Source organism: Gordonia sp. w5E2 (assembly GCF_036540975.1).
Taxonomy (GTDB): Bacteria; Actinomycetota; Actinomycetes; order Mycobacteriales; family Mycobacteriaceae; genus Gordonia; species Gordonia jacobaea.
This window is the reverse complement of sequence record NZ_CP144213.1, coordinates 3,439,907-3,465,644: the sequence shown is the minus strand read 5'-3', so window position 1 is coordinate 3,465,644 and position 25,738 is coordinate 3,439,907. Positions and strand designations below refer to the sequence as shown.

Below are 25,738 nucleotides of genomic sequence, written 5' to 3'. Positions count from 1 at the left end.
TGAGGGCCCGTCAGGTCGAGATCTCTTCGGCCAGGGCGTCGGCGAGATCTTCGATGGCCGCGTGGACGCGCTCCTGCTGCTGCGAATCGAGTCGCTCCATCGCGGCTCCGAGTAACTGCGCCTTTTTGGTACGGGCGTGCGTGATCACATCCGCGCCTTCTGGAGTTGCCACCAGGAGGCGCGCGCGACCGTCTTCGGGATCGGGTGTCCTGGTCACGTACCCGAGTTGTTCGAGGTTCGCGACGAGGCGCGAGACCGTCGGCAGTGCGACCGCCTCACGCTCGGCGAGCGCCGACATGCGCAGCGGGCCGTGGGCGTTGATCGTCCAGAGGGCCAATGCCGTGCCGACGCTGAGGTTGCCGGTTCCGCTGGTGCGGAGTGCGCGGGTGACGCGAACAAGGTGGTGATGAAGCACTGCGACATCTTTTGTGCCCGCTCCGTCGAGCGACGTGGAGACGAGCGAAGTGGAGTCGGACAGCGTGATCACCTTCTCGATTGGTTTCGTTTGTCGATAACGGTTGGTCAATAGATGACTGGGCTCGATTTCTGGGGCCTACGAAAGTCCAGATGACGGGAAGTCGGTCAAGGGACCCAGACACGATCAATATAGTTGCTTGATGCTAAGTAATCAATCGTAAACTCGGCGAACGGTGTTCGCCTGAGGGCGTCGGCGCTCCGGCCGGGATGACCCGTCGGCGTCGGTACGTTGGATATGGCGACACATTCACCGACGAATCGAGGACTCTCATGACCCAGGTGATCATCATCGGCGGACACGGCAAGATCGCACTGCGACTGGCCAAGATCCTGAGCGACGGGGGAGACAAGGTCACCTCCGTCATTCGTAACGACGCCCAGTCCGACGACGTCTCAGCAACCGGCGCGGAACCGCTGCTCGCAGACGTCGAGAAGCTCGACACGGCGGGCCTCGCTTCGGTCCTGGCCGGCCAGGACGTCGTGGTGTGGTCGGCGGGTGCTGGTGGCGGAAGTCCGGAGCGCACCTACGCCGTCGATCGCGACGCGGCCATTCGGTCGATGGACGCGGCAAAATCGGCAGGCGTCGACCGATACATCATGGTCTCCTACTTCGGGGCCGGCCCTGATCACGGTGTGCCGGAGGATGATTCGTTCTACGCATACGCGGAATCGAAGGCTGAGGCCGACGAGTATCTGAAGAAGACCGACCTGGAGTGGACCATTCTCGGGCCGAGTGGACTCACGAACGACCCCGGCACCGGCCGCATCGACGTCACGCACAAGGGTGACTGGAAGAAGGGTCACACCAGCCGCGACAACGTCGCGCAGGTTGCGGCCGCCGTGATCGCCGAGCCGTCGACTATCGGCACGTTCATCGAATTCAACGACGGCTCCACGCCGATCGCGGAGGCCATCAAGCCCGCATAATCGGGAGGTGGCTCCTGATCCCGTCGATTCCGCAAGCGGCAGACCCGACGTCTCGCGCAGTCTCAGCGAGAGACTTGGCGAGATAGTCGGGTCGTCGCACGTCCTCACCGACGCCGACGCGATGGCGGGTTACCTCACCGACTGGACCGGTCGCTGGACCGGCTCCGCCGTCGCGGTTGTTCGTCCCCTCACCGCTGACGAGGTCGCCGCGGTCGTCGGGCTGTGCGCCGACGAAGGTATCGCGATCTGCCCGCAGGGCGGCAATACCGGACTCGTCGGCGGGTCGATTCCGCCCGCCGATGCGTCGACTCCTGCGATCGTGCTCTCCACCGCACGTATGACCGACATCGACGAGATCGACACCGTGGGCCGCAGTGTCGGCGTGCAGGCAGGGGTGACACTCGCGGCGCTCGACGCGCGGGCGTCGAGCGCCGGTCTCCGGTTCGGCGTCGACCTCGCGTCGCGTGAATCGGCAACGCTCGGTGGAATGGTGGCGACCAACGCGGGCGGCACTCGAATGATCCGGCATGGCAACACCCGCAGTCAGCTACTCGGGATCGAGGCCGTGCGCGCCGACGGACAGATCCTGCGCCGGTGGCGCAGTCTCGTGAAAGACAATGTGGGATACGATGTTCCGGGTCTGCTCGCGGGGAGTGAGGGCACGTTGGCTGTCATCACGCGCGTGCTCGTCCGCCTGGTTCCGACGACCGGTGCGACTGTCGTGTTCGTCGCTGCCATCGACGACGTATCGGTGGCGCTCGCCTTGATCGACGCCGTCTCCGACGCCGGGCTGACCACAGAGGCTGCGGAGATCATGACTCAGGCAGGTGTCGATCTCGTGCACGACCACGGAGTCCGACGGCCCGTGTCGAGCCCCGCCCAGTTCTATGTCCTCCTGGAGGTCTCGGGTCCGCATGACGCGGAAGACGTTGTGCTGCAAGTGCTCGACGGTCAGCCGGGCGTCGTCGATGCGGTGGTGGAACCGGGGCCTGCGCGCGATCTGTGGCTCGTGCGTGAAAGCCATACCGAATCCATAGCACGGTCGACGACGACGCCGGTCGTCAAGCTCGACGTCTCGGTTCCCCTGCGGGCATTGCCTGCAGCCTTCGCTGAGCTCGCCGCGATTGCCGATGACGACGATTGTCGGCCAATCCTTTTCGGGCACGTGGGCGACGGCAATATTCATGTGAACCTGCTCGACGTCGCTGAGGAATCGGTGGAATCGTTGACTGACAGGGTGTTTCGAGTTGTCTCCGCGCATGGCGGCAGCATCAGCGCCGAACATGGGATCGGCCGCGCGAAGGTTGCGTGGACCGGACTCGGCCGATCGGCCGTAGACCTCGACACGATGAAGGCGATCAAGACTGCGCTCGACCCGGCGGGGCTGCTCAACCCTGGAGTTCTCTTCGAGTAGTGATCGGCACGCCAAATCGCTTGGTATTTCCGGATTGCCCGGTATTTCGGCTCGCTGGTATCGGCGGCCACAATCTGGGTACGCAATGCGAGCGTCGACACACTGGGCATTCAACTACTGACCCACCACATGACTGGTCCGGCGACCTCCGATTGCCCTTATGCTCAATCCCGAATTTCCGATTGAGAAGAGTCAATTCCGGGGGGAATCAATGTTACGCAACAGATTTCGTATTTATCCGATTCGTTCACGTCGTATCGGGTCGACTGTCGTCGCGGCAGCGTTTGCGGTGCTCGTGGCCGCAGCGATACTCGCACCGACAGCGGATGCGGCGACGAGCGTCGGTGCAGACCCCGTTGGTACGGGTCCCGTGCAGTCCGACTTCCGTGCGGCGGCGCGATTCTCGAATCCCGAAGCGAATCCACCGGGCGCGAACAACTGGGCATGCCGGCCATCTGCTGCCCATCCGCGTCCCGTCGTTCTGGTACATGGAACCTGGGAATCGGCGTATCAGACGTGGGCGGGCTTTGCGCCGATGCTTGCTGGGCACGGATTCTGTGTCTTTGCACCAGAACTCGGAATTCTGTCTGCGCGCGATGGTGGCGGAATACCTGCACGGCAGCATGGCGGCGAGTACGGCGCAGGGCACGTCGACGAGTCGTCGGCGCAGCTCGCTGGTTTCGTCGATCGGGTGCTGCGGGCGACCGGTGCGCGCCAGGTCGATCTCGTCGGCCACTCGCAGGGCGGTGTCATCGCGCGCGGGTACCTGAAATTCCACGGTGGTGCTGATGCGTCGAATCCGCAGCGCAACAAGGTATCTCACGTGGTGACGATGGTCGCGACGAATCATGGCACGACGATGGACGGATTGGTCGGTCTCGAGAACGATCTGCAGGCGGCGGGCATCGACATAAGCTCCGAGGTCGGCGCGGCATCGGGCCCCGGTGGTGCCGATCAGCAGGTGGGGTCGGCGTTCATCACTCGACTCAACCGCGGCGGTGACACTCTGCCGGGAATCGACTACACGGTCCTCACCACGATCTACGACGAGGTCTCCACGCCGTACACGGCGTCGTTTCTGACACCTGGTCCCGGTGCACGCGTCGACAACATCGTCATCCAGAATGGCTGCGCCGGCGACCATACCGAGCACACCGACTTCACCTACTCGCCGCGAGCACAGTCGCTGGCGCTGAGCGGCCTCGGCGCCGACGTACCCGTGGTGTGCGTCGCGCGGTGACGGCTCGTCGGGATCGTGCCCAGTTGGGATCATCGTGATTTTTGGTCTGGGCACATCGGCGCAGTGGTGCGTAGCGTCGAACAACCGTGACTGCGACTCCCACGACCTCATCTGATCGGCTCGTCGGATCGACGAACGCCGCGAGCACGGAGCCGTCTATAGACGAGACAGACGACGAACGGCGACGGCGGCTGCGGACGGTCGCGCTGGCGAGCCTGCTCGGGACGACCGTCGAGTGGTACGACTTCTTTCTGTACGCGACCGCGGCGAGTCTGGTCTTCAACACGGTGTTCTTCCCGCACCAGAGTGGATTCGTCGGCACTTTGCTGACGTTCGCGACCTTTGCTGTCGGATTCGTGGTGCGCCCGATCGGCGGCGTCGTATTCGGTCACATCGGCGACCGGATCGGCCGGAAGAAGACGCTGGCGCTGACGATGGTGATGATGGGGCTCGCCACCGCATTGATGGGCGTGCTGCCGACGGCCGCGCAGGTCGGCATCGTCGCGCCGATCCTGCTCCTGGTGCTCCGCGTCGTACAGGGGTTCGCGCTCGGAGGGGAGTGGGCGGGTGCGGTGCTGCTCGCCGTCGAACACAGTCCGCGGGGGCGTCGAGGTTTCTTCGGTTCGATTCCGCAGATCGGTCTGGCGCTCGGACTCGCACTGGGCACGGCGGTGTTCGCCCTGCTGCAGGTGGTCTTCGACGACGATGCGTTCCTCGCCTACGGCTGGCGCATCGCCTTCCTCGGCAGCATCGTGTTGGTGATCATCGGATTCGTGGTGCGCCTCAAGGTCGACGAGACGCCCGCCTTCCAGGAGGTCGACGAACTCTCCCAGAAGTCGTCCGCGCCGCTCAAAGAGGTGGTGCATCGACCGTATACGCGCAACACGGTGCTCGGGCTGCTCGCTCGCTGGGGTGAGGGGTCGGCGTTCAACACCTGGGGTGTCTTCGCGATCGCTTATGCGACAACACAACTCGACCTGCCCAAGGTTTCGGTTCTGATCTCGGTGACGATCGCCGCGCTGGTGATGGCCGTGCTGTTGCCGGTGTCGGGAGTACTCACCGATCGGTTCGGGCCCAAGCGTGTGTATCTGGCGGGCATGATCGCCTACTCGGTGGCGGTGTACCCGGTGTTCGCGCTCTTCGGCACCGCCGACCTCGTCTGGTTCACGGTGGGACTCGTGGCGGTGTTCGGCGTCGTGCACGCCCTGTTCTACGGCGCGCAGGGCACGTTGTTCGCGAGCCTGTACCCGACGCCGGTCCGCTACACCGGGCTGTCGGTGGTCTATCAGTTCTCCGGGATCTACGCGTCGGGTCTTACGCCGCTCATCCTGACCGCGCTGCTCGGCGCAGCGGGTGGCACGCCGTGGCTGGCCGCTGGCTACCTGGTGCTGACAGGACTGATCAGCGTCGTCGCGACCTCGCTGATCCGCCGCAGCGACCAGTTCTTCTGATCGCCGCGGCGGTGCTGCCTACGCGTGCGACCTGGTCACAGCGCCGCGAGAACCTCCGACGACTCGACGGGCAGCGAGAACATCGGATAGTCGAACGAGATCGCGTTCTCGTGTTCTGCCTGCGACGTCGCGGCGGTGCAGTCGGTGAGCGTGATGACGCGGTAGCCGTTCTCGTAACCCGACCGCATCGTCGACTCGACGCAGCAGTTGGTGAGGAATCCGCCGAGGATGATCGTCTCGATTCCCTTGCTGCGCAGGATGAAATCGATGTTGGTGCTCGCGAAGGTATCGAGTCCGCGTTTGCCCTCGATGAGGATGTCGCCCTCTGTCGGGGCGAGGTCGTCGACGATCGCGGCACCCCACGTGCCCTTCACGAAGGCGTTGCCGTCGACGACGCCCTTGAGGATTCCGTACGGGTGCCGGGTCAGTTCGCCGTAGCCCGGGGCGAAGGTGATGGGTGCGTGCATGATCGTCACCCCGGCGGCACGGGCCTTGTCGACGAGAGTGACAGTGTTGGCCAGCATGTCCGTCGAGTCCATGACCTCGGCGACGGCGTCGTGCAAAACGCCTCCGTCGCTGGTGAACTCGTTCTGGTATTCGATGAGCACCAATGCTGTGGTTGCGGGGTCGAGGGTGAGCGTGTCGTCGGCCATGAGTACTCCCAGTGTGCAGTGATCGGGGTCACAAGAATTGAACTGCGTGCTGCGTCGTCGCGCAAGGTTGTCGGTGAGCGCGCGTGCTCGCCGAATCGGTGAGACGATGCAGACGTGACGACCGATCAGGTGAGTGACCGGCTGGCCGAGCTCGCACAGCGCTGCGGAGTGAGCATCGGCTACACCGGTTGGGATCAGGAGTATCACGAGGTTTCGCGGGACACGCTGGTTGCGGTGCTCGCCTCGCTCGACGTCGCGGCAGCCACCGATACGGAGATCGAGCAGTCTCTCGCAGAACTCGATGTGGCTCCGTGGCGGTCGTTCCTGCCTCCGGTCACCGTTGTCACCGAGGGAGATGACGCGACGTTCGCTGTGCACGTTCCGCACGGCGATCCGGTCGCGGTCTGTATCCGAACGGAATCGGGGGACACGCTCGCGCCGACACAGCTCGACGTGTGGACCCAGCCGCGGGACGTCGACGGTGTGCTCACCGGGCGGGCGACGTTCGCGTTGCCGTCGGATCTGCCGCAGGGCTATCACGAGATCGTCGGGGCCAATCCGGCGCGCGACGTCAACGCGACCGCACCCTTGATCGTCACGCCACGTCGGCTATCGACCGCAGACGATCTCCTCGGTGCCCAGCGGTGGGGGCTGGCGCTACAGCTGTACTCGGTACGTTCGGCAGCGTCGTGGGGGGTCGGCGACTTTGCCGACCTCGCCCAGGTGTGCGAGGTCGCGGGCAGCGTCTACGGCGCCGACTTCGTCCAGGTCAACCCGATGCACGCCGCGGCACCACGCCCACCCGTCGAGGCATCTCCATACCTGCCCGCAACACGTCGCTTCGTCAATCCGCTCTACATCAGGGTCGAGGACATCCCCGAGGCCGACGCCCTGCCGAAACCGCAACGTAAATGGATCAAGGGACTGCAGAAGGAATTCTTCGGCGACGACCTCGATCCGTCGAGAATCAAGCGCAACAAGTCATATCGGGCGAAACTCGACGTGCTCGAACTGATCCACGACGTTCCGCGGAGTAAGCGTCGCGAGCACGCGTTTCTGCGGTTCTGCAAGCGAGAAGGCAAAGGGCTCAAGGGTTTCGCCACCTGGTGTGTACTCGTCGAACGCTTCGGGAATGACGAGACGAATTGGCCCGCCAAGACGTCCGATCCGCGATATCTCAAGCGGGTACGTCGACGCTACAGCGATCGCGTCGACTTCTACATGTGGTTGCAGTGGATCTGCGACGAGCAGTTGGCCGCGGCTCAGCATGCGGCCACGTCGTCGGGTATGAGTATCGGGATCATCACCGACCTGGCCGTCGGGGTCGACCGCCATGGAGCCGATGCCTGGATGCTCGGTGGCGTACTGGCCTCCGGTGCGACCGTCGGCGCGCCACCCGACGGCTTCAATCAGCAGGGGCAGGGCTGGAATCAGCCGCCGTGGCATCCCGGCCGACTCGCAGCCGCCGGGTATGCGCCCTATCGCGACATGCTGAGGACGGTTCTGCGGCATGCAGGCGGCCTCCGTGTCGACCACATCCTCGGGCTCTTCAGGCTGTGGTGGATTCCCGACGGAATGGGTCCCGCAGGCGGCACTTATGTCCGCTACGACCACGACGCGCTGCTCGGCATCCTGGCTCTCGAGGCGCAGCGGGCAGGTGCGGTGGTGATCGGCGAGGATCTCGGAGTCTTCGAGCCGACGGTGCAGACCGCGCTGGCGCAGCGCGGAATCCTCGGGACGTCGATTCTGTGGTTCGAGCACGGGCCGTATGCGCCGATCCCGCCGGAGGAGTACCGAGAACTCTGTCTCACCTCGGTGACCACGCATGACCTGCCACCGACGCTGGGCTACCTGGCGGGCGAGCACATAGACCTGCGCGCCGAACTCGGCCTGCTCGAGACGTCCGAGTCCGAGGAACGCGCCCGTGACGCACGCGACCGCGACGCCATCCTCGACCTGGCGCGCGCACGCGGGCTGCTCGATCCGGACACCGATCTGACGAGCGCGGAAACGGTGGAAGCGCTGTACCGGCTCATCGCGGCAAGCCCGTCGGTGCTGCTCGGAGTGGCACTCGTCGACGCCGTCGGGGAGCGTCGGATTCAGAACCAACCGGGCACCGACAGCGATCAGTACCCCAACTGGTGCATTCCGCTCGCAGACGATGACGGGACCGTCGTGCTCGTCGAGGATCTCGCAAGCAGCCGTCGGTTCGCCGACCTCGTCGCAGCCCTGGTGGGGGAGGGCGTCGGCGCGGATCGACGCTCACTGCTCCAGGACTGACCGACCGCAGACTGCCTTACCCGGCGGCGGTTGACCTGAAGGGAATCAGGCGAAGGCGCGGGCGTTCTCGCGCCGCACAGCGACGGCGGTCGACACCAGCGCGATGAGCGCGAGCACGCCGACGGCCACGTTGAACACGACCCCCGACGTTTTGAGGCCCCAGTGAGATGCCGCGATACCTTCGCCGACGATCGGGATGGAGATGGCGACGTAGGCGACGACGAAGAACGTCGACATCACCTCGGCCCGACGGTCTGCAGGACTGGCGGCGACGACCGCGGCGAGTCCCTTGCTGAACGAAAGGCCTTGTCCCGCACCGGCGATCAACGCGCCGATGACGAGCAATGTGAACGAGGCCGCGAGTAGTCCGCCAACCAGAACGGCCATGCCGACGACCAGGAGCGCACAACCCGCGATCAGTGCGCGTTCGGTGGGGATCGCGCGACCGGCGATCTGCGCGACGGCAGACGCACCGAACAGCAGGAACACCAGGCCCCCGGCGAGCGCGGGCGAGTGGATGCCGAGCACGTGCGACACGAACGACGGGGTCACGCCGGTGAACGTGCCCATCACCGCGAATCCCGCGAACGCCGCGATTGCGGCACGCACGAAGACCGCGCGTGTCTCCGGTGGCACCGACAGCTTCTGAACCGACAGACGAACTCCCGGTTTGCGGGTCACCGGCTCGGTCATGAACCAGATGCCGACGAACACGATCGCAAGCAGGACGAGGTCGACGATGAACGCGGTGCGCAGCGGCGCCGGGGCGAACTGCGCGAGCAGTCCGGCGATGAGTGGGCCGAGGCCGAGGCCGCCGATGTTGGCCGCGGTCGCGAGTGCGGGCGCACGGTGACGCCAGCTCGCAGGCGCGAGTTCGATGACCGCTGCGGTCGCCGCACCTGCGTAGATACCTGCCGACAGACCGGAGAGCACACGTCCGATCATGAGCTGCCAGACCGGGCCCGCGGTCAGGAAGACGACGGCGCTGATCGCCGAGAGGATCGCGCCGGCGATCAGCAGCGGACGCCTGCCGAGGATGTCCGACCAGCGTCCGAAGCAGATCAGGGCAACGATCACGCCGGCCGCATACACGGCGAAGATGATCGTCGTCGTGGTGACGCCGAAGCCGAGGTCCTTCGCGTAGATCGAGTACAGCGGAGTCGGCAGCGTGGTGCCGAGCATCACGACCGCGAAAGCCGCGATGGCCGCTATGAATGAACGTGCCCCACCGGAGTGCGTTTCGAGGGAGTGTGTTTCGACGGAATCAGAAGGTGTTTCGACGGAATCAGGCCGTGTGGAAGCGGATTTCTGAGAGTGCATCGGGCCGGGCGTCTGCGTCATACGAGGCCTAGCGTCGAAGCACCCCACGGTATTCCGTAGCGGGATCGGGTGCGTTTCTGGTGAATGTGTGTCTTACGTAAGGATGTGGGTGCTGCAGCACCCACATCTTTCGATTCGACACACATCTACCGATCGATCGGGGAGGGCCGCTAGGCACCGTCGGATTCATGCCGGGAATGTCCTCTATCGCCGCACAAGCCGCATCGGACCGTTACGGTATATCCGTGCCAGCCATCGATCCCACGATTCTTGCCACCACGTCGCGCATGCCGTTTGCCGTCGATGAAATTCACAAGCTCGGCGTGACCGGGCGGCGAGTAATTGCCGCCGATACGTTCAGTTCCGCACCGGGGAGCCATTCACGCGGAGCCTCCAAGCATTTCACGGTGCCCGCGCCGACCCAGGAGACCGAGGCGTTCATCGCCGCGATCGTCGACATCATCGACGCCGAGAACGTCACCTGGTTGTTGCCGATGTTCGAGGAGGTGTTCTACCTCGCCTACCATCGCGACCGGTTGCTGGCGGGGCACCCCGACCTCGAGCTGTTCTTTCCGGACTTCTCGACGCTGCATCGCGTGCATGACAAGGTGACCTTCGCCGAGCTGTGTCGGTCGTTGAATCTTCCTGTGGCCGAATCGATCACGGCGACGAACGATGACGAACTGCGGGCGGCCACCGCTCACTGGGAGCACTGGTTCGCGCGCGCCGCCTACGGCCGCGGCGGGCTCGACGTCGTCACGAATACCGGTCCACTCGCCGCGGAGACGAGTCTCGACGCCGTACATCCCACCGCGGACGACCCGTGGTTGGTGCAGGAATACCTGAAGGGTGTCGACCGGTGCAGTTGGAGCGTGGTGCACCACGGCGAGGTGGTGCTGCATTCCTGCTATGAGCACCCGTTGGCCATCGACAATCGGGGCGGAATCGTATTCGAGTCGGTCGATTCTCCCGAGTCGTTGCACGCGGCACAAACCATCGCGCGTGAATTGAACTGGCACGGCCAGATCAGCTTCGACTTCTTGGTGACCGACGACGGCGTGCACCACATGGTGGAGTGCAATCCGCGTCCCACCGCCGGGTGCACCATCGCCACACCCGAGGAATTCGACGCCGCGCTGTTCGATCCGGGCGAGCTGGTCGTGGTCCCGCCGGGACGCAAGAAGATGATCAAGGCTGCCGTAATCCGCGATGTACTGATGCATCCGTCGCATTGGAAAACGAATCGCGCGGCGGCGAAGGGTGCGGCGGGTGTCTACGACCAGCGCAAGGATCACCTGCCGCTGCTGTACTCGGCGCTGTCGCTGCAGCACGTCGCCAAGTACCGCAGGCAACTCGGCGTCGATCGCAAGAAGGGAGAGCAGCTCGTCGCCACGCAGTTCTTCGACGTCCTCTACGACGGCTCATCGATCGGCTGAGCTCCCGTCGACCGTAAGCCGCCACTCTTTGCCTCCGAAGTGACCTGGGTTACTGTGTTTGTAGGTCACAGATACTTCGGGGAGTGAGGTCGGATCGTGGTGCAGCCAGATCATGAGGTCGTCATCGTCGGCGCGGGTTTCGGCGGAATGGGCGGCGCCATCGAACTCAAGCGGCAGGGCGTCGAATCGATTGCGATTCTCGAACGCGAAGACGACCTCGGTGGCACGTGGCACGTCAATCACTATCCGGGCCTCGCAGTCGATATCGCGTCGGTGACGTACTCGTATTCGTTCGAGCCGAATCCGTTCTGGTCGCGGCTGTTCGCTCCGGGCGCGGAGCTCAAACGCTATGCCGAGCACATTGCCGACAAGTACGACCTCAAGCGGCACATGGAGTTCGGCACGAGCGTCGAGAAGGCTGAGTGGGATGAGCAGTCGCGGCTGTGGACCGTGTACACCGCAGATGGTTCGAGTCGCACCTGTCGCTACTACGTGACCGCCACGGGATTCCTGTCGCAACCGCACGTCCCCGATTTTCCCGGGCTCGACTCGTTCGAAGGGAAGGTGCTGCACACCGCCGACTGGGAGGACGGATTCGACTTCACCGGGCGTCGGGTCGCAATCATCGGCACCGGCGCGACGGCCGTGGAATTGATTCCCGAAGCCGCACGCGACGCGGCGCATCTGACGGTCTTTCAACGCACACCGATCTGGGTGGTGCCCAAGGTCGATTTCCCCATTCCCGCTGCGCTGCAGAATCTGTTCGCCACGGTGCCGCTCACACAACGCACTGCTCGTCTGGTGAACACCTCGCTGCTCGAGATGCTGATGGTCTTCGGCGTTTTGCACTTCAAGCAATTCAAACCGGGCAACAAGGCAGCGGCACTGCTGGCCCGGGCGCATCTGCGCGCCCAGGTTCCCGACCGCGCGACCAGGCGAGCGCTGACACCCGACTATGACTTCGGGTGTAAGCGACCGACATTCTCCAACAAGTACTTTCGGGCTTACGCGCGGCCGAACGTCACGCTGGAGACCGGAGGCATCGGACACTTCGAACCCGACGCGATCGTGAGTGCCGACGGAACGCGACACGAGATCGACACGCTCGTACTCGCCACCGGATTCGACCTGTGGGACACCAACTTTCCCGCGATGACCGTGATCGGTCGAGAGGGTCGCAACCTCGGAAAGTGGTGGCGCGACAACCGTTTCCAGGCGTTCGAGGGCATCACCGTTCCGCGTTTCCCGAACTTCCTGTCGCTCAACAGTCCGTACTCTTACAGCGGGCTCTCGTACTTCACGACGATCGAGGCGCAGATGAAGCACATCGCGCGCCTGTTCGGCGAGATGCGTCGACGCAAGTCCGAGGTCTTCGAGGTGACCGACGCCGCCAACGACGCGTTCCTCGACGAGGTCACCGAGCATCTGCAGTCGTCGGTGTTCTATCGCGGAAACTGTGCGACGTCGCGCAGCTACTACTTCGACCCACACGGCGAGGCGACGCTCCTGCGTCCTAATTCGACGCTGACCACACTGCGCGAGATGGACTGCTACCCGTTGGAGTCCTACTCCTATCGTTGAGTTGCAGTCTGGGAGAGAGGGTTTGGTTCCTCGTTACGATCCGACGTTCGCTGTGAGGTTGATCAGCAGCGCGACGATCACGGTGCCGAAGAAGTAGCTCAGCAGGGCGTGGAAGACCAGTGTCCGACGAAGCCGCGATGAGCCGACGTCGGTGTCGGAGATCGCATAGCTCATCCCGACTGTGATCGCGACGTACACGAAGTCGCTGTAGCGCGGTGACTCCGACTGATGGAAGTCGATCAGCGGCCCGTCACCCTTCTGGGTATTTTCACTGACCCCGTCGCCGCCGAAGTACATGCGTGCGTAGTGGGTTGCGTACATCGTGTGGATGGCGGCCCACGATGCCACCACCGATAGCAGTGCGATGAAGAGGAGTACCGCGTCTTTCCTTGTCAGTACCTCGACGATCCCGATGAGGCTCACGAAAGCTGCCAGTAGCACGATGACGAACGCGCCGAAGCGCGTGGGCTCCTCGCGGCTGGCGTGCGCCTCGGTTGCCTCGTTGTCCATCGGCCACAGCGCCAACCATGTCCACAGCACGAACAGACCTGCGCCGATAGCCCAGCCCGCCAGCGGTGCGGCGGTGGGGCGTTCCGACCAGATCCCAGCCGCGACCGCCCCGCCCACCACAATGCTCACGAGGAGACGAACCAGCACCGGGGCGTCGCCACGATGCAGGCGCCACTTCTCGGGGAGAGAGTTCATGGAGCAAGTACACACCGCGCGGCCGGAATAGGGTGGAGACATGCGTGCGTGGTCAGTCACCCGACCAGGACCGGTCGACGAACATCCGCTCGAGCTGGTGGACAAACCAGTCCCGACGCCGGGTGCGGGCGAACTCTTGGTCAGGGTTCGTGCGTGCGGTGTCTGCCGTACCGATCTCCACGTGAGCGAAGGCGACCTTCCGGTGCACCGGCCAGGCGTCACGCCAGGACATGAGGTGGTCGGTGAAGTCGTCGAGGCCGGCGAGGGGGCGCTGGGCTTCGAGCGGGGCGCTCGGGTCGGGGTTGCATGGCTCCACCACACCGACGGCACGTGTACCTACTGTAAGCGGGGGAGCGAAAACCTCTGTCCCGCTTCGCTATACACCGGGTGGGACGTCGACGGCGGCTATGCCGAATACACAACTGTCCCCGCCGACTTTGCCTATCACCTGCCGGACAACGTCGACGACGTCACCCTCGCGCCCCTGCTGTGTGCGGGGATCATCGGGTATCGCGCACTCAAGCGTGCCTCGCTGCCGGAGGGTGGTCGTCTCGGCTTGTACGGCTTCGGCGGCAGCGCACACCTGTGCGCACAGCTCGCGATCGCGCAGGGCGCCGAGGTTCATGTCATGACCCGTGGTGCACAAGCACAAGCGCTGGCCAGGTCGTTGGGAGCGGCCTCGGTCAACGGTGCCTACGACGCCCCGCCGGTCCCTCTCGACGCTGCGATCACCTTCGCACCCGTCGGCGACCTGGTCCCGGTCGCGATGCGCGCACTCGACCGGGGAGGGGTGCTGTCGATCGCCGGCATACACCTGTCCGACATTCCCGCACTGAACTACGAGCGAGAGCTGTTCTACGAGAAGGAGATCCGCTCGGTCACCGCCAACACCCGCGACGACGGACGCGAATTCCTCGAGCTCGCCGCCCGCTACGGTGTCGCAGCGACGACACACACCTACCCGCTGTCGAAGGCCGACCAGGCGCTGTCCGACCTCAAGGCTGGCCGATTCGACGGCGCCGCCGTACTCGTTCCCGACTGATGAGTGCCACCAGCGTCAGACCGGTGCCAGCAGCTCCGGTCCGTTGTTGGCCACGCGGTTGACCAGTGGCGAGACCTCGCGGATCGCGATCGCGTCGGCGATTGCCTCGCTCGGCGGGGCGAAGAGCTCCGACGGCGCGGGGTGGTCGGGATCGAGCCAGGCATCCCAACTGTCGTAGGGCATGATGCGCGGCATGCGGTCGTGTACCTCGCGCAGGTCGCCGACGGCGTCGGTGGTCAGGATGGTGCAGCTCAACAGGGGTGGCGCGTCGGGATTCGAACGGTCGTGCCAGGCCGACCACAACCCCGCCATGAACAGGCGTGTCCCGTCTTCTGGCGACATGAAGAACGGGATCTTCGTCGGCTTGCCCTTGCTGTTCTCGGGGCCGGGCTTCCACTCGTACCACCCGTCCATCGGCACGAGGCAGCGCTTGGACTTCACCGAGCTGCGAAACGAACTCTTCTCCGCGGCGGTCTCGGCACGTGCATTGAACAGCAACGGCCCCTTGCCGACCTCTTTGGCCCATGTCGGTACGAGTCCCCACCGCATCGCCCGCACGCGCAGCCGCGGATCGTCGTGCGGGTCGTCGTGGGAATGACGTTCGACGACGGTCAGGATCGTCGACGTCGGGGCAACGTTGTAGTTGGTGCCAAGCGTGCGCGGCTCCCGATCGTCGCTCGGCTGATCGTCTGCGGGGGGCGGCGACGCGGGCACCTCGTTGACCGCGTCGATCTCGGCCGCGAGCTTGGCTGGGTCGGTCGTCACCGCGAAACGTCCACACATGCAGTCCATGCTGTCACGAGGGGCTGACACGGGGGCTGACACGAGGAGCCGACAGAGACGCCTGCAGACACAGAGGGGGAACGCTCAGGCCGCGATGTCGGCGGTGACGGCCGACGTCGCGGCGATCAGATCGGTGGGCGACAGTTCCACCTCGAGGCCGCGTTTGCCCGCGCTGCACAGGACGCGGTCCCATTCGAGTGCAGAAGCGTCGATGACCGTCGGCAGTGCAGTTCGCTGGCCGAGCGGCGACACACCGCCGAGAACGTAACCGGTGGATCGGGTGACGGCTTTTGCCTCGGCCATCACCGCCTTCGACGCTCCGAGTGCCGCCGCGACGGCCTTCAGCGACAGCTTGCGAGGCACCGGGATGACGGCGACGGCCAGGCCGCCGGGACCTCCGGTCAATGCCACGACGAGGGTCTTGAAGATCTGCTCGGGTGCAACCCCGAGTGTTGTCGAGAGCGCATCCACCGCCTCCGCTCCGTACGCCTGCGACTTCCGATCGTGGGTGTAGCTGTGTACCTCGTGCGGCACATCGGCCCTGCTGAGCGCCGCGAGCGCGGGTGTCGCCGCCATCGGAACCTCCAGATGTGTCAGCGGTGCCGCGGACGCGGACGCCGGAACAAATCGGACATGTGCGGAACAATTGTCGGCGCAGCCCTGTTGACCAACAATGTCAGGGCGCTCGCAACCCCTGTTCAGCGGGCGATCACCACATATCGACACCGCGACAAAAACACCGCGACATCAACAGATTGAGCGTATTCAACAGATCGAGGAGGTGGATTGCCGATGGGAGCGACGTTGCTCGAACGACCGGGGCAACCACGACCTGGTGAGCTGCGAGAAGGACCCGGGTCGGTAAGCTTGATCGACATCACCGGTGCGCCCGCGCGACCCCTCACCGGGTCCGGCGGCATCGGAGTCATCAGCGAAGGGAATTACGTGGCTTCTCCCGAGTCCCCCGACTCTGCCGGCGGTGCTGACAGGACAAGCGACACCGCCTCACAAGCGTCGAAAACTAAAGCGCCGGAAACCGAAGCGTCGACAACTGATGATTCGACCTCGGCAGCGGGTTCGGCGGCACCTCGTCGCGCCGATCCTTCGGAGACCGATGCCGATCTGACAGAACGGTTCGAGCGTGACGCGCTCCCGTTGCTCGATCAGATGTACGGCGCGGCGCTGCGCATGACGCGCAATCCCGCCGACGCAGAGGATCTGGTCCAGGAGACGTACGTCAAGGCATTCTCGGCATTCGCCTCGTTCCGCGAGGGAACCAACCTCAAGGCCTGGCTGTATCGCATCCTGACCAACACCTACATCAACGGGTACCGCAAGAAGCAGCGTCAGCCCGCCCAGTACCCGACCGACGAGATCACCGACTGGCAGCTCGCGGCCAATGCCGAGCACACGTCGACCGGTCTGCGCTCTGCCGAGATCGAGGCGCTCGACGCACTGCCCGACGACGAGATCAAGGCTGCGCTGCAGGCGCTTCCGGAGGACTTCCGGATGGCCGTCTACTACGCCGACGTCGAGGGTCTCCCATACAAGGAAATCGCCGAGATCATGGACACGCCCATCGGAACGGTCATGTCACGTCTACATCGTGGCCGACGTCAACTTCGTGAACTGCTGACAGACGTCGCACGTGACCGAGGCTTCATCCGTGAGCCCGCATCCGAGAGTGGGGTGGCACGATGAGCGACTCGACTCCCGACGTCGCGCCGGTACCGCCCGCCGACGATCCCGAATTCACCTCACTCGATTGCTCCGCGGTGATTGCCGACGTCTGGCTGGTGCTGGACAACGAGTGCGATTCCGCAGCTCGCGCCCGGCTGCAGCAACACCTCGACGAGTGCCCGTCGTGCCTGGCGCACTACGGCATCGAGAGTCAGCTCAAGGCGCTGATCAACCGCAAGTGCGGGGGAGATCGTGCACCCGATAGCCTGCGTGACCGGCTGCGCATCGAGATCCGCAAGACCGTCGTCGTGCGTGAAACGCGGTATTCCTCGGGAGAGTGATCCCGCTTTCGTCGAAGCGACCCAGGTCTGACCGGTACCGATTCCAGGATTCGGGGTGCGACGTGGGACAATCACTGAGCACATCGGAGACGAAGGAGGCCCGTCATGGGTAAGCGCGGACGCAAGAAGCGCGCACGCAAGAAGAGCGCAGCCAACCACGGCAAGCGCCCCAACGCCTGAGCTGCGTGCCAAAGAAAACGCCCGGAGCGTGATCGACGGTCATACCGACCGCGTCCGCCCGGGCTTTTTCGTGCCGCGATCTCCTGCCGGCAGTCTGTCACCGCGGTGTGCGCCCTCCCTGTCACAGCGGTGGACTAGGTTGTTCACATGGCAGAAGACGTTGTCGCCGAGATCGTGGCGAGTGTTCTGGAAGTCCGCGCAACCCCTGGTCAGCCCATCGAGATCGGCGATACGTTGGTCCTGCTCGAGTCGATGAAGATGGAGATACCGGTACTCGCCGAGGAATCAGGAACGCTCGCAGACGTCAGGGTCAAGGTGGGCGACGTGATCCAGGCAGGCGACATCATCGCCACCTACGAGTAGCCGCACACCGTCACCGATGTCGACGCTGGCCGATCTCCTCGCCGAATACACAACACTCTCCGACCGCGCAGCGGCATACCTGCAGCGCGTCGTCGCCGAGTGGCAATTGCTCGCCGACCTTTCCTTCGCCGATTTCCTGCTCGCCGTGCGCGCCGAGAACGGCGAGGTGGTGACGGTCGCGCAGTGTCGCCCGAACACCGCGTCGACGGTGTTCCCGAGCGATCAGGTCGGCATGGTCGTCGGTGCGGACGCCAACCCGCAGGCGCTGCGGGCATTCGACGAAGGGCACATCCTCCGCGAGGAGGACCCCACCTGGATCGGTCCGGTCGCCATTCGTCGCGAGGCCGTCCCCGTCGGATTCTCGGGCGAGGTCATCGGTGTCCTCACCAGGGCTGTCGACCTCACCCATCCGCGATTGCCGTCGCCGCTCGAACTGGCATATCAGGACTCGGCCAACGACCTGTGCCAAATGGTTGCCGACGGAACGTTCGCGCGCCTCGAGGTCAACCCGCGAGGCCTTTCGACCCCACGCGCGGGCGACGGTTTCGTGCGGATCGACGAGCGCGGCGTCGTGCTCTATGCGAGTCCCAACGCGCTGTCGGCGTTCCATCGCATGGGGTGGACATCGGAGCTCTCGGGGAGACGGCTGTCAGAAGTCACGACGTCATTGCTGACCGACCCGTTCGAGTCCCACGACGCCGCGACCATGATCGACGTCGCCGCGGGCGTCGTCGCGCCGCCGGAGGGGCCGTACCCCGACATCGGGATGCGCATGGAAGCCGACGCGCGGCGGGCGACCGTGCTGCTCCGGGCGGTGCCGTTGCGTCCGCGCGGGGTGAGTTCGGGTGCCGTGGTGCTGATCCGCGACGTGACCGAGGTCAAGCGTCGAGATCTCGCGCTCATCAGCAAGGACGCCACCATCCGGGAGATTCATCACCGGGTCAAGAACAACCTGCAGTCGGTGTCTGCGCTGTTGCGTCTACAGGCACGTCGCACGTCCAACGAGGAAGCGCGATCGGCACTCGTCGAGGCGGTTCGACGAGTGGCAGCCATCGCCACCGTGCACGAGTTGCTCTCGGGCAGCGTCGACGAAGAGGTCGACATGGACGAGGCCGTCTCGCGGCTGCTTCCCACGATGGTCGACGTCGCCGCCGGGGAGACGCCGGTCTCGGTGAGCCACCGTGACCGACTCGGAGTACTCCCCGCCGAGCTGGCCATGCCGCTCGTGATGGTGCTGACCGAGCTGATCCAGAACGCCGTCGAGCATGGTTTCGCGCGCCCGCGTGGAGATGACCGCGGCGATGACACAGCTCAGGTGCATGACGACGCCAGGATCGAGATCTCCGCCGACCGCGACGTGCGGCGCATGGTCGTGACGGTGCGCGACAACGGCTCCGGGCTGCCGGCCGATTTCTCCATCAACGATTCGGAGCGCTTGGGGCTTCAGATCGTGCAGACCCTCGTCGCGATTGAGCTCGGCGGCGAGCTGGAACTCGGGCCGAACCCGGAAGGTCGGGGAGCGCAGGCGCGTATCGCTGTTCCTCTGCACGCCCGCACGCCGACGTGAGGCAATAAAAAAGACCCGGCGCGTTGGCCGGGTCTTTTTGTTGGTCCCGATATCTCGGGGCCGTGGGTCGATCAGACTGCTTGTGAGTCGATCAGACGCTGCTGCGGGTCCGCGTGCGTGCCGTACGACGCTTCAGTGCTCGGCGCTCGTCCTCGCTCATGCCGCCCCACACACCGGCGTCCTGACCGGACTCGAGAGCCCAGGACAGGCATTCGGCGGTGACGGGACACCGCGCGCAGACGAGCTTCGCATCGGCGATCTGTGCGATAGCCGGACCACTGGTTCCCACCGGGAAGAACAGCTCGGGGTCCTCGTCGCGACAGATTGCCTTGTGACGCCAGTCCATTCCTTCTCCTTCAGGTGCGTGTGTTGCGCGCACCACTCGTCATTGAAATCTTGCTTCTTGTGGCTGTAACCATCAGTTCACGTAGACACACCAAATGTTTCCGTGCTGTTGCTTGTGAATACTTTCACGAATCCAGCCGAAGTCAATGGTGTTCCGCTGACACGTGTGCAATATCACTCTCCGTGGCCCTTTGCGGGAGGGGGGTGGTGCACTCGCGTCCGTGCCAATGTTCTATGCTACGCCGGTTGTTCGATTATTGCCGATATGTTTCCGCAGCTAGTGGCATAGATCGCATTCTGGCACCCCGATACGTGATCGTGGTCACTCGACTATTGGCGTCTGCCTGCGCGTAACCCGAAATTCATCTGACCGATGAGTCAGATGAGGCTGGATACGGCGTCGAGTTTGCGCTGCTCGGGGGCGATGTGCTTGCCATCGGGCGGCGCAACGAGCCCGCGGCCCTCCATTACGGAGCGACGACGCCGAGTACGGACTCGCGGTGGGCGAAGTGGATTGACGTGAACGCGCCGACGTAGTCGCCGTCCATCTGGACGTCGATCGGCTCGTCGGCGTCGAACTGCACCCACTCGACGTCGTCGTCGCGAATGAGGTGCGGCGCTTTGGGGTTGCGCTGGGTGAGTAGCCGCGTGGCGAGTCCGACGTTGCGCAGTACGCCCGTCGACGTCGCCGCGAACAGCCCCAGACGTGCGGAGAGGTCGGTGCCGGGATTGGTGCGGATCTCGTGATTGCCCAGGAACGTCCAGGGCGTGGTGTTGCTGACGAAGGCGAACCGCACACCGTCGATCGGCTCGTGGCCGTCGTATTGCACGCGAAAAGGCGGCTGGCTCGACGACCCGCGAATGAAGCAACTGACCGTCGTCCACAGGTATCGGCCGGGTGTTGCCGCTTTGCCCGCGTGGCGTTTGTCCTCCATCGCGTGCACCACCACGGCATCCATGCCCATTCCCGCGTTGAACAGGAACCAGCGAGTATCCGTGTGCCCCAATCCGATTCGATGAATCGACGAGGCGTCGACGAGGTCGATCAGTTGGCGCGTCGCGCGCAGCGGGTCGGAATCGATCCCGAGGGTGCGCGCGAAGACGTTGGCGCTGCCGCCGGGGATGATCGCGAGCGCCGGGCGGGGAAGATTCGGATCGAAATCGGTGGGCGATCCGAGGATGCCGTTGGCCACCTCGTTGACCGAGCCGTCGCCGCCGTGCACGGCGACGATGTCGTATCCCTGCTCTCGGGCGAGCGCGCCGAGTTCGCCCGCATGACCACGGTGCGTGGTGTGCTCGACGTCGACGGGGACGCGAGCGCTGATGGTGTTGACGAGCGCGTCACGACCCGCGGCAGTGGTCGCGGTCGCGAAGGGATTGACGATGAGCATGACGCGCACGACTCCCGAGGATATGGGGTCGCAGCGAACGCCGACCCTGCGCCCCCGTACTCCGTGCACCCAATACTCTGGTCGTGTGAGTAAAAAGCAGGACCCGGCCGGTCGTAGTGCGCGTAAGTCGGCACCGCGAGACGGACGGGAGAAGGCCGAGACGGCGTCGAACACGGGCGAGGTATGCCCGGTTCAGTTACGCGTGGCAGGGGCCATCACGGCGCTCGAGGGCGCGATTGCGGTCATCTTCGCTGTCGTCCTGGTGATCCGTGCGGCTGCGGGGCACCACGAGGCGGCGATCAGCGGATACGGCACAGCGGCTTGGTTCGGAATCATCTTCGGCGGGGTTCTCGTCGGCGGGATCGCGCTGCTGCTCGGTCGTCGGTGGGGTCGGGCCATCTCGTTGGTCGCCCAGATTCTGCTTCTCCCGGTTGCCTACTACCTGTTCACCAGTCATCAGGTGGGTTTCGCGATCCCGTTGGCTATCGCGGCGGTGGTGACGCTGGTGCTGTTGTTCCACCCTGCGTCGGTGCGCTGGATCTCGGGAGACCTCGACGCTTCTGAGTGAGTGAAAGTCCTCGGGACGGATGTCGGATCGAACCGGGGCTTTCGAACCGGGACGTTGATTTCGATCACACGATGGAAATTGTGTGTGACAAGCCGGTGCGCTCGAGACGTTGTGATCTGACGGGTCGTAGAGTGTTCGCATGACGCGGATGTTGGCGGTAGCGAATCAGAAGGGTGGCGTCGCCAAGACGACCACTGTCGAGTCCCTGGGCGCCGCGCTCGCCGACCTCGACGCGTCGGTGCTCGTCGTCGACCTCGATCCGCAAGGGTGCCTTACCTTTTCGTTGGGTCACGATCCCGATCAACTCCAGGCATCGGTCCACGATGTGCTGCTGGGCGACGAGGAGATCGCCGACGTTCTCCTCGACACAGCCGACAACGTCACGCTGCTTCCCGCGACGATCGACCTCGCGGGCGCCGAAGCGTTGCTGTTGATGCGGCCCGGGCGCGAGTACGCGCTCAAGCGGGCGCTCGCGGAGGTGGCCGAGGATTTCGACGTCATCCTGATCGACTGCCCGCCCTCGCTCGGGGTGCTCACGCTCAACGGGCTCACCGCGGCCGACGAGGTGATCGTGCCCCTGCAGTGCGAGACGCTCGCACATCGCGGCGTCGGACAGCTCTTGCGTACCGTCAACGAGGTCCAGCAGATCACCAACCCCAACCTGACGATGCTGGGTGCCGTCGCCACACTGTTCGACGCTCGGACCACTCACAGTCGTGACGTCCTCTCCGATGTCTCGGATCGGTACGATTTGCCCGTGATCGAGCCGCCGATCCCGCGGACGGTGCGGTTCGCGGAGGCGTCGGCGTCGGGCGCGTCGGTCATGCGGGGTCGAAAGAACAAGGGCGCCACGGCATATCGCGAGCTCGCCGAGAACCTCTGGAAGCACTGGGAGGCCGGCGAGGACGTGCGGACCTTCGATCCGAGCTGAGCTTTCGATTCGAGTCGAGCGTCAGCTCGCGTCGGTGGCAACCAGCGCGCGAACCGTCGTGCCTGTTTGTTCGACGACGTTGCTGCCGAGGACCCGCAGGCTCGTGGTGGCGGTCGCTCCATCGCGAGGGAACGCGATGGAGCCTGTTTCACGGCCGTTGGCAGGGTCGCGAACGCTGATGCCGCTCCGTGTCGGGAGCAGGAGCGCACCGGCCATCGTCTCGCCGGGCCCCAGCGTCTGCGGGACCTGATAGGTGGGTCGCATGGTCTGGCCGTCGAGTACGACGGTTGCTGCGCCGGTGAAGTAGGTGACGAGTCCATCGCTGGTCAGCGCGACGCTGTCCGCGGGCGGTGATACCGGCCCCTGCACGGTGCTCACCGGTCCTTCGACGCCATCGGAGTCGAAGACGCGAATCGTGGCCTCGCCGGGACGCACCGCGACCTGACCGGGGGTCTGAGTTCGGTTGGCTCCGCCGTCGTACACGGCGATCCCCGAACTACTCATGGCAACCAACACCGGTGGTGGACCGGAGGCGGTGTCGGTGATCACCGACGATCCGTACTGCTTGACCTTCTCGTCGCTGTCGAGCACCGCACCGAGCACAGTGAGCCGGTAACCGGGGTCGTTCTTGCAGCGTTCGATGACTGCGACACGGTCGCCGCTGATGGTGCCGGAGTAAAACCTGCAGTCGACCCGGCCGGGTTGCGTCCCCGGCTTGACCGGTGCGGTGACACGGCCGTATTCGATGCCGCGCACCAGATTCGATCCCCACGTCTCCAGCCGGTGGCTGCCGAGCGCGAGTACGTATCCCGAGTCGGTGACGAGTTTCAGATCGTCGTCGGCGTCGGAGGTGCGTGCGCCCTTGCGCTGACCCGTCGATGAGGCCAGGGCTGTCACCTCCGAGCACCCACGCGAGTTGCGGTACACGCCCAGCACTTCGTCGGTGCTCGCCGGCCACGCCGCGGCGGTGGAACACAGCGGGAGGTCTCGGGCGTATCGCCACAGTTCACGGCCCGTCGTCGGGTCATGTCCGACGACGGTGCCGGTTCCGTCACCCCCGTTGTCGGCGGTGATCACGACAGAGCGAGAGACTGCGGGAACACGCGTAGCGTCCGACGACGCTGTCCACGCGACACGCAATCCCTGCGGGACCGCCGTCGCGCGCGCGACGTCGGGTGCGGGCGCCGATGCCTGCGCGCTATCGGTATGGCGGACGGGACTGACCGACCACACGATGATGCCGACCACGACGACGATCACGACGATGACAGCAGAAACCGCCAGGTCGACGCGGGTGCGTCGTTCGGGGGCGATGCGTGTCACGGGCGCCCCGGGCGCGGTTGGATCACCTCGGCGCTGTCCTAGTCGGCCGTGGCGGTCGCCGGTGCCGAGTCTGCTGCGTGAGCGGCGGTCGCGTCGGACCCGCGGCCTGCGCCTCCGCGTCGACGACGACGCCGACGCGGCTTGCTCTCGCCGGTCCCGGCCGACGCCGCGTCGTCAGTGTTGGACGCCGTCGCCTTGCCTGCATCGGACGCGTTGTCTGCCTCGGACGAGGAGTTCTTGTCGCCGTTCGACGCTGCGGCCGCGTTGGAGCCGGACTTGCCGCCTCGGGTGCGACGTCGCGTACGCGAACTCGTGGTGCGCTCGGCGCGGGGAGTGCGCTCGACGCGTTCGCCTTCGGGGCGCTCGCGCTTGGGCGCGGCGACACGGCCCGTGGCCGACTCGGGGATACCGAGCTCTTCGCGCAGGTGATCCGACGTCGAGTAGGTCTCGGCGGGCTCGGGCACGCCGAGCTTGAGTGCCGAATCGATGAGCTCCCAGCGATGCAGCTCGTCCCAATCGACGAGTGTGATGGCGATACCCGTACGGCCGGCGCGACCCGTGCGACCGATGCGGTGCACGTAGGTCTTGTCGTCGTCGGGGCACTGGTAGTTGATGACGTGCGTGACGTCGTCGATGTCGATACCGCGTGCCGCGACATCGGTGGCGACGAGCACGTCGATCTCTCCGGTACGGAACTTCTTGAGTGCCTTCTCGCGCGCCACCTGGCCGAGGTCGCCGTGGACGGCGCCCACGGAGAAGCCGCGCTCGGCGAGGTCGTCTGCGACCTTCTGGGCGGTGCGCTTGGTGCGCGTGAAGATCATGGTCGCGCCGCGGCCGTCGGCCTGGAGGATGCGTGCGACGAGTTCGGCCTTGTCCATCGCGTGGGCGCGGTACACGTACTGCGTGGTGCGCTCGTGCACCGCGGAGTCGTTGGCGTGCTCTGCGCGGATGTGCGTCGGACGCTGCAAGAACGTCCGGGCGAGGGTGACGATCGGGCCGGGCATGGTCGCGGAGAAGAGCATCGTCTGCTTCTGCTCGGGCAGTGCCGACATGATGCGCTCGATGTCGGGGAGGAAGCCGAGGTCGAGCATCTCGTCGGCCTCGTCGAGAACCAGGACGGCGACCTTGCCGAGGATCAGGTGGCCCTGCTGCGCGAGGTCGAGGAGACGGCCGGGCGTGCCGACGACGACGTCGACGCCCTTGTTGAGCTCGGCGATCTGCGACTCGTACGGACGGCCGCCGTAGATGGAGGCGATGGTGAAGGGGCGCTGCTCGCCCGTGGGGAGCGTGACGGTGAGGTTCTTTGCCGCGACCTCCAGATCTCCGGTGACCTGCACACAGAGTTCGCGGGTCGGCACGATCACGAGCGCGCGGGGAGTGTTGTCGAGCGGGCGCAGGCCGCTCTCCTCGGCGTGCATCAGGCGGTGCAGCAGCGGAATGCCGAATCCGAAGGTCTTGCCCATACCCGTGCGGGCCTGGCCGATCAGGTCGCTGCCTGCCAGTGCGAGGGGGAGGGTGAGCTCCTGGATCGCGAATGTGTGGGTCTTACCGTCCGCGATCAGCGCGTCGACGATGTGCTCGTCGACGCCGAGCTCGGCGAAGGTGGGAGAGGTGTGGGTGTCGTCGACGATGGTCGTCTGCACGCCGGGTTCTGTCATGTTTTCTTGTGTGCCTTTCGCATCTGTTCCAGCACGCACGAAAAGGCTCCACTGAGAAGATCACCGCGATTTGTCGGCGGTG

Annotated in this window: 25 protein-coding genes; 15 read left to right on the top strand and 10 right to left on the bottom strand. The window is 65.1% G+C overall.

What is annotated here, in order from left to right:
* Window positions 1-10: 10 nt before the first annotated feature.
* Window positions 11-487, bottom strand: coding sequence for a MarR family winged helix-turn-helix transcriptional regulator (locus RND64_RS15690; protein ID WP_442903952.1), 477 nt, complete (start codon window positions 485-487; stop codon window positions 11-13).
* Window positions 488-747: 260 nt separating this feature from the next.
* On the opposite strand from RND64_RS15690, the gene RND64_RS15685 reads away from it, so the two are divergent.
* The 4 genes from RND64_RS15685 (at window position 748) to RND64_RS15670 (ending at window position 5,509) form a co-directional block, all read left to right on the top strand.
* Entirely contained in the window at window positions 748-1,404 is a 657-nt protein-coding gene (locus tag RND64_RS15685; RefSeq protein WP_049699066.1) for an SDR family oxidoreductase, read from the top strand.
* 7 nt (window positions 1,405-1,411) lie between these two features.
* Complete coding sequence (locus RND64_RS15680; protein WP_049698953.1) at window positions 1,412-2,818, top strand: FAD-binding oxidoreductase; 1,407 nt, start codon at window positions 1,412-1,414, stop codon at window positions 2,816-2,818.
* A 211-nt stretch (window positions 2,819-3,029) separates the two neighbouring features.
* Window positions 3,030-4,058, top strand: coding sequence for an esterase/lipase family protein (locus RND64_RS15675; protein WP_049699067.1), 1,029 nt, complete (start codon window positions 3,030-3,032; stop codon window positions 4,056-4,058).
* An 86-nt stretch (window positions 4,059-4,144) separates the two neighbouring features.
* Entirely contained in the window at window positions 4,145-5,509 is a 1,365-nt protein-coding gene (locus tag RND64_RS15670) for an MFS transporter (RefSeq protein ID WP_049698954.1), read from the top strand.
* 35 nt (window positions 5,510-5,544) lie between these two features.
* On the opposite strand, the gene RND64_RS15665 is transcribed toward RND64_RS15670, so the two are convergent.
* Window positions 5,545-6,162 (bottom strand): cysteine hydrolase family protein, encoded by a 618-nt coding sequence (locus tag RND64_RS15665; RefSeq protein ID WP_049698955.1) that lies wholly within the window; start codon window positions 6,160-6,162, stop codon window positions 5,545-5,547.
* Between the two features lie 114 nt (window positions 6,163-6,276).
* Between RND64_RS15665 and malQ the strand changes: the two genes are divergently transcribed.
* Window positions 6,277-8,442: a 4-alpha-glucanotransferase gene (gene malQ / locus RND64_RS15660; RefSeq protein ID WP_049698956.1), complete on the top strand. Its 2,166-nt coding sequence runs from the start codon at window positions 6,277-6,279 to the stop codon at window positions 8,440-8,442.
* A gap of 45 nt (window positions 8,443-8,487) precedes the next feature.
* On the opposite strand, the gene RND64_RS15655 is transcribed toward malQ, so the two are convergent.
* Window positions 8,488-9,783 (bottom strand): MFS transporter, encoded by a 1,296-nt coding sequence (locus RND64_RS15655; RefSeq protein ID WP_082938136.1) that lies wholly within the window; start codon window positions 9,781-9,783, stop codon window positions 8,488-8,490.
* 176 nt (window positions 9,784-9,959) lie between these two features.
* Here RND64_RS15655 and RND64_RS15650 point away from each other — a divergent pair, with 176 nt between their 5' ends.
* Window positions 9,960-11,198 carry a hypothetical protein gene (locus RND64_RS15650; RefSeq protein ID WP_049699069.1) on the top strand — a complete coding sequence of 413 codons (1,239 nt, stop codon included), beginning with the start codon at window positions 9,960-9,962 and terminating at the stop codon, window positions 11,196-11,198.
* Between the two features lie 99 nt (window positions 11,199-11,297).
* Window positions 11,298-12,779 (top strand): flavin-containing monooxygenase, encoded by a 1,482-nt coding sequence (locus RND64_RS15645; protein ID WP_049699070.1) that lies wholly within the window; start codon window positions 11,298-11,300, stop codon window positions 12,777-12,779.
* A gap of 33 nt (window positions 12,780-12,812) precedes the next feature.
* On the opposite strand, the gene RND64_RS15640 is transcribed toward RND64_RS15645, so the two are convergent.
* A complete protein-coding gene (locus tag RND64_RS15640) occupies window positions 12,813-13,484 on the bottom strand; it encodes a DUF1345 domain-containing protein (protein ID WP_049698957.1) in 672 nt (223 codons plus the stop codon).
* A 40-nt stretch (window positions 13,485-13,524) separates the two neighbouring features.
* Here RND64_RS15640 and RND64_RS15635 point away from each other — a divergent pair, with 40 nt between their 5' ends.
* A complete protein-coding gene (locus RND64_RS15635; RefSeq protein WP_049698958.1) occupies window positions 13,525-14,526 on the top strand; it encodes a zinc-binding alcohol dehydrogenase family protein in 1,002 nt (333 codons plus the stop codon).
* 15 nt (window positions 14,527-14,541) lie between these two features.
* Here the strand turns inward: RND64_RS15635 and RND64_RS15630 are convergent, their stop codons facing one another.
* The gene (locus tag RND64_RS15630) at window positions 14,542-15,309 is read right to left on the bottom strand and encodes an SOS response-associated peptidase (protein ID WP_049699071.1); all 768 of its coding nucleotides are present in this window, start codon (window positions 15,307-15,309) and stop codon (window positions 14,542-14,544) included.
* 84 nt (window positions 15,310-15,393) lie between these two features.
* Window positions 15,394-15,885, bottom strand: coding sequence for a Cys-tRNA(Pro) deacylase (ybaK, locus tag RND64_RS15625; protein ID WP_049698959.1), 492 nt, complete (start codon window positions 15,883-15,885; stop codon window positions 15,394-15,396).
* A gap of 369 nt (window positions 15,886-16,254) precedes the next feature.
* On the opposite strand from ybaK, the gene RND64_RS15620 reads away from it, so the two are divergent.
* The 5 genes from RND64_RS15620 (at window position 16,255) to RND64_RS15605 (ending at window position 19,440) form a co-directional block, all read left to right on the top strand.
* Window positions 16,255-17,010, top strand: coding sequence for a sigma-70 family RNA polymerase sigma factor (locus RND64_RS15620; RefSeq protein ID WP_231894367.1), 756 nt, complete (start codon window positions 16,255-16,257; stop codon window positions 17,008-17,010).
* Complete coding sequence (gene rsrA, locus RND64_RS15615) at window positions 17,007-17,330, top strand: mycothiol system anti-sigma-R factor (protein ID WP_049698961.1); 324 nt, start codon at window positions 17,007-17,009, stop codon at window positions 17,328-17,330. Before RND64_RS15620 ends, rsrA begins: the two co-directional genes overlap by 4 nt.
* A 105-nt stretch (window positions 17,331-17,435) precedes the next feature.
* A complete protein-coding gene (locus RND64_RS23150) occupies window positions 17,436-17,510 on the top strand; it encodes a 50S ribosomal protein bL37 (protein ID WP_109239415.1) in 75 nt (24 codons plus the stop codon).
* Window positions 17,511-17,657: 147 nt separating this feature from the next.
* The gene (locus RND64_RS15610) at window positions 17,658-17,873 is read left to right on the top strand and encodes a biotin/lipoyl-binding carrier protein (RefSeq protein WP_049698962.1); all 216 of its coding nucleotides are present in this window, start codon (window positions 17,658-17,660) and stop codon (window positions 17,871-17,873) included.
* Window positions 17,874-17,889: 16 nt separating this feature from the next.
* On the top strand, window positions 17,890-19,440 hold the full coding sequence (locus tag RND64_RS15605; protein WP_049698963.1) for a sensor histidine kinase: 1,551 nt from the start codon (window positions 17,890-17,892) through the stop codon (window positions 19,438-19,440).
* 91 nt (window positions 19,441-19,531) lie between these two features.
* On the opposite strand, the gene RND64_RS15600 is transcribed toward RND64_RS15605, so the two are convergent.
* Entirely contained in the window at window positions 19,532-19,786 is a 255-nt protein-coding gene (locus tag RND64_RS15600; protein WP_005170735.1) for a WhiB family transcriptional regulator, read from the bottom strand.
* A 466-nt stretch (window positions 19,787-20,252) separates the two neighbouring features.
* The gene (locus tag RND64_RS15595) at window positions 20,253-21,176 is read right to left on the bottom strand and encodes a diacylglycerol/lipid kinase family protein (RefSeq protein ID WP_049699072.1); all 924 of its coding nucleotides are present in this window, start codon (window positions 21,174-21,176) and stop codon (window positions 20,253-20,255) included.
* 85 nt (window positions 21,177-21,261) lie between these two features.
* On the opposite strand from RND64_RS15595, the gene RND64_RS15590 reads away from it, so the two are divergent.
* Together RND64_RS15590 and RND64_RS15585 are read left to right on the top strand one after the other, a co-directional pair.
* A complete protein-coding gene (locus RND64_RS15590; RefSeq protein WP_053117445.1) occupies window positions 21,262-21,744 on the top strand; it encodes a hypothetical protein in 483 nt (160 codons plus the stop codon).
* A gap of 139 nt (window positions 21,745-21,883) precedes the next feature.
* The gene (locus RND64_RS15585) at window positions 21,884-22,675 is read left to right on the top strand and encodes a ParA family protein (RefSeq protein ID WP_049698965.1); all 792 of its coding nucleotides are present in this window, start codon (window positions 21,884-21,886) and stop codon (window positions 22,673-22,675) included.
* 21 nt (window positions 22,676-22,696) lie between these two features.
* Here the strand turns inward: RND64_RS15585 and RND64_RS15580 are convergent, their stop codons facing one another.
* A complete protein-coding gene (locus tag RND64_RS15580) occupies window positions 22,697-23,998 on the bottom strand; it encodes an Rv3212 family protein (protein ID WP_049698966.1) in 1,302 nt (433 codons plus the stop codon).
* Between the two features lie 38 nt (window positions 23,999-24,036).
* Window positions 24,037-25,656, bottom strand: coding sequence for a DEAD/DEAH box helicase (locus tag RND64_RS15575; protein ID WP_049698967.1), 1,620 nt, complete (start codon window positions 25,654-25,656; stop codon window positions 24,037-24,039).
* Window positions 25,657-25,738: the final 82 nt, after the last annotated feature.

Excerpts from the sequence above, each read along its gene's own strand:
- RND64_RS15675 (WP_049699067.1), top strand. The coding sequence starts at position 3,030 with ATGTTACGCAACAGATTTCGTATTTATCCGATTCGTTCACGTCGTATC.
- RND64_RS15650 (WP_049699069.1), top strand. The coding sequence starts at position 9,960 with ATGTCCTCTATCGCCGCACAAGCCGCATCGGACCGTTACGGTATATCC.
- RND64_RS15635 (WP_049698958.1), top strand. The coding sequence starts at position 13,525 with ATGCGTGCGTGGTCAGTCACCCGACCAGGACCGGTCGACGAACATCCG.
- RND64_RS15600 (WP_005170735.1), bottom strand. The coding sequence starts at position 19,786 with ATGGACTGGCGTCACAAGGCAATCTGTCGCGACGAGGACCCCGAGCTG.
- RND64_RS15585 (WP_049698965.1), top strand. The coding sequence starts at position 21,884 with ATGACGCGGATGTTGGCGGTAGCGAATCAGAAGGGTGGCGTCGCCAAG.
- RND64_RS15640 (WP_049698957.1), bottom strand. The coding sequence starts at position 13,484 with ATGAACTCTCTCCCCGAGAAGTGGCGCCTGCATCGTGGCGACGCCCCG.
- RND64_RS15605 (WP_049698963.1), top strand. The coding sequence starts at position 17,890 with ATGTCGACGCTGGCCGATCTCCTCGCCGAATACACAACACTCTCCGAC.
- RND64_RS15665 (WP_049698955.1), bottom strand. The coding sequence starts at position 6,162 with ATGGCCGACGACACGCTCACCCTCGACCCCGCAACCACAGCATTGGTG.
- RND64_RS15595 (WP_049699072.1), bottom strand. The coding sequence starts at position 21,176 with ATGCTCATCGTCAATCCCTTCGCGACCGCGACCACTGCCGCGGGTCGT.
- RND64_RS15610 (WP_049698962.1), top strand. The coding sequence starts at position 17,658 with ATGGCAGAAGACGTTGTCGCCGAGATCGTGGCGAGTGTTCTGGAAGTC.
- RND64_RS15575 (WP_049698967.1), bottom strand. The coding sequence starts at position 25,656 with ATGACAGAACCCGGCGTGCAGACGACCATCGTCGACGACACCCACACC.
- RND64_RS15630 (WP_049699071.1), bottom strand. The coding sequence starts at position 15,309 with ATGTGTGGACGTTTCGCGGTGACGACCGACCCAGCCAAGCTCGCGGCC.
- rsrA (WP_049698961.1), top strand. The coding sequence starts at position 17,007 with ATGAGCGACTCGACTCCCGACGTCGCGCCGGTACCGCCCGCCGACGAT.
- RND64_RS15685 (WP_049699066.1), top strand. The coding sequence starts at position 748 with ATGACCCAGGTGATCATCATCGGCGGACACGGCAAGATCGCACTGCGA.
- RND64_RS15655 (WP_082938136.1), bottom strand. The coding sequence starts at position 9,783 with ATGACGCAGACGCCCGGCCCGATGCACTCTCAGAAATCCGCTTCCACA.
- ybaK (WP_049698959.1), bottom strand. The coding sequence starts at position 15,885 with ATGGCGGCGACACCCGCGCTCGCGGCGCTCAGCAGGGCCGATGTGCCG.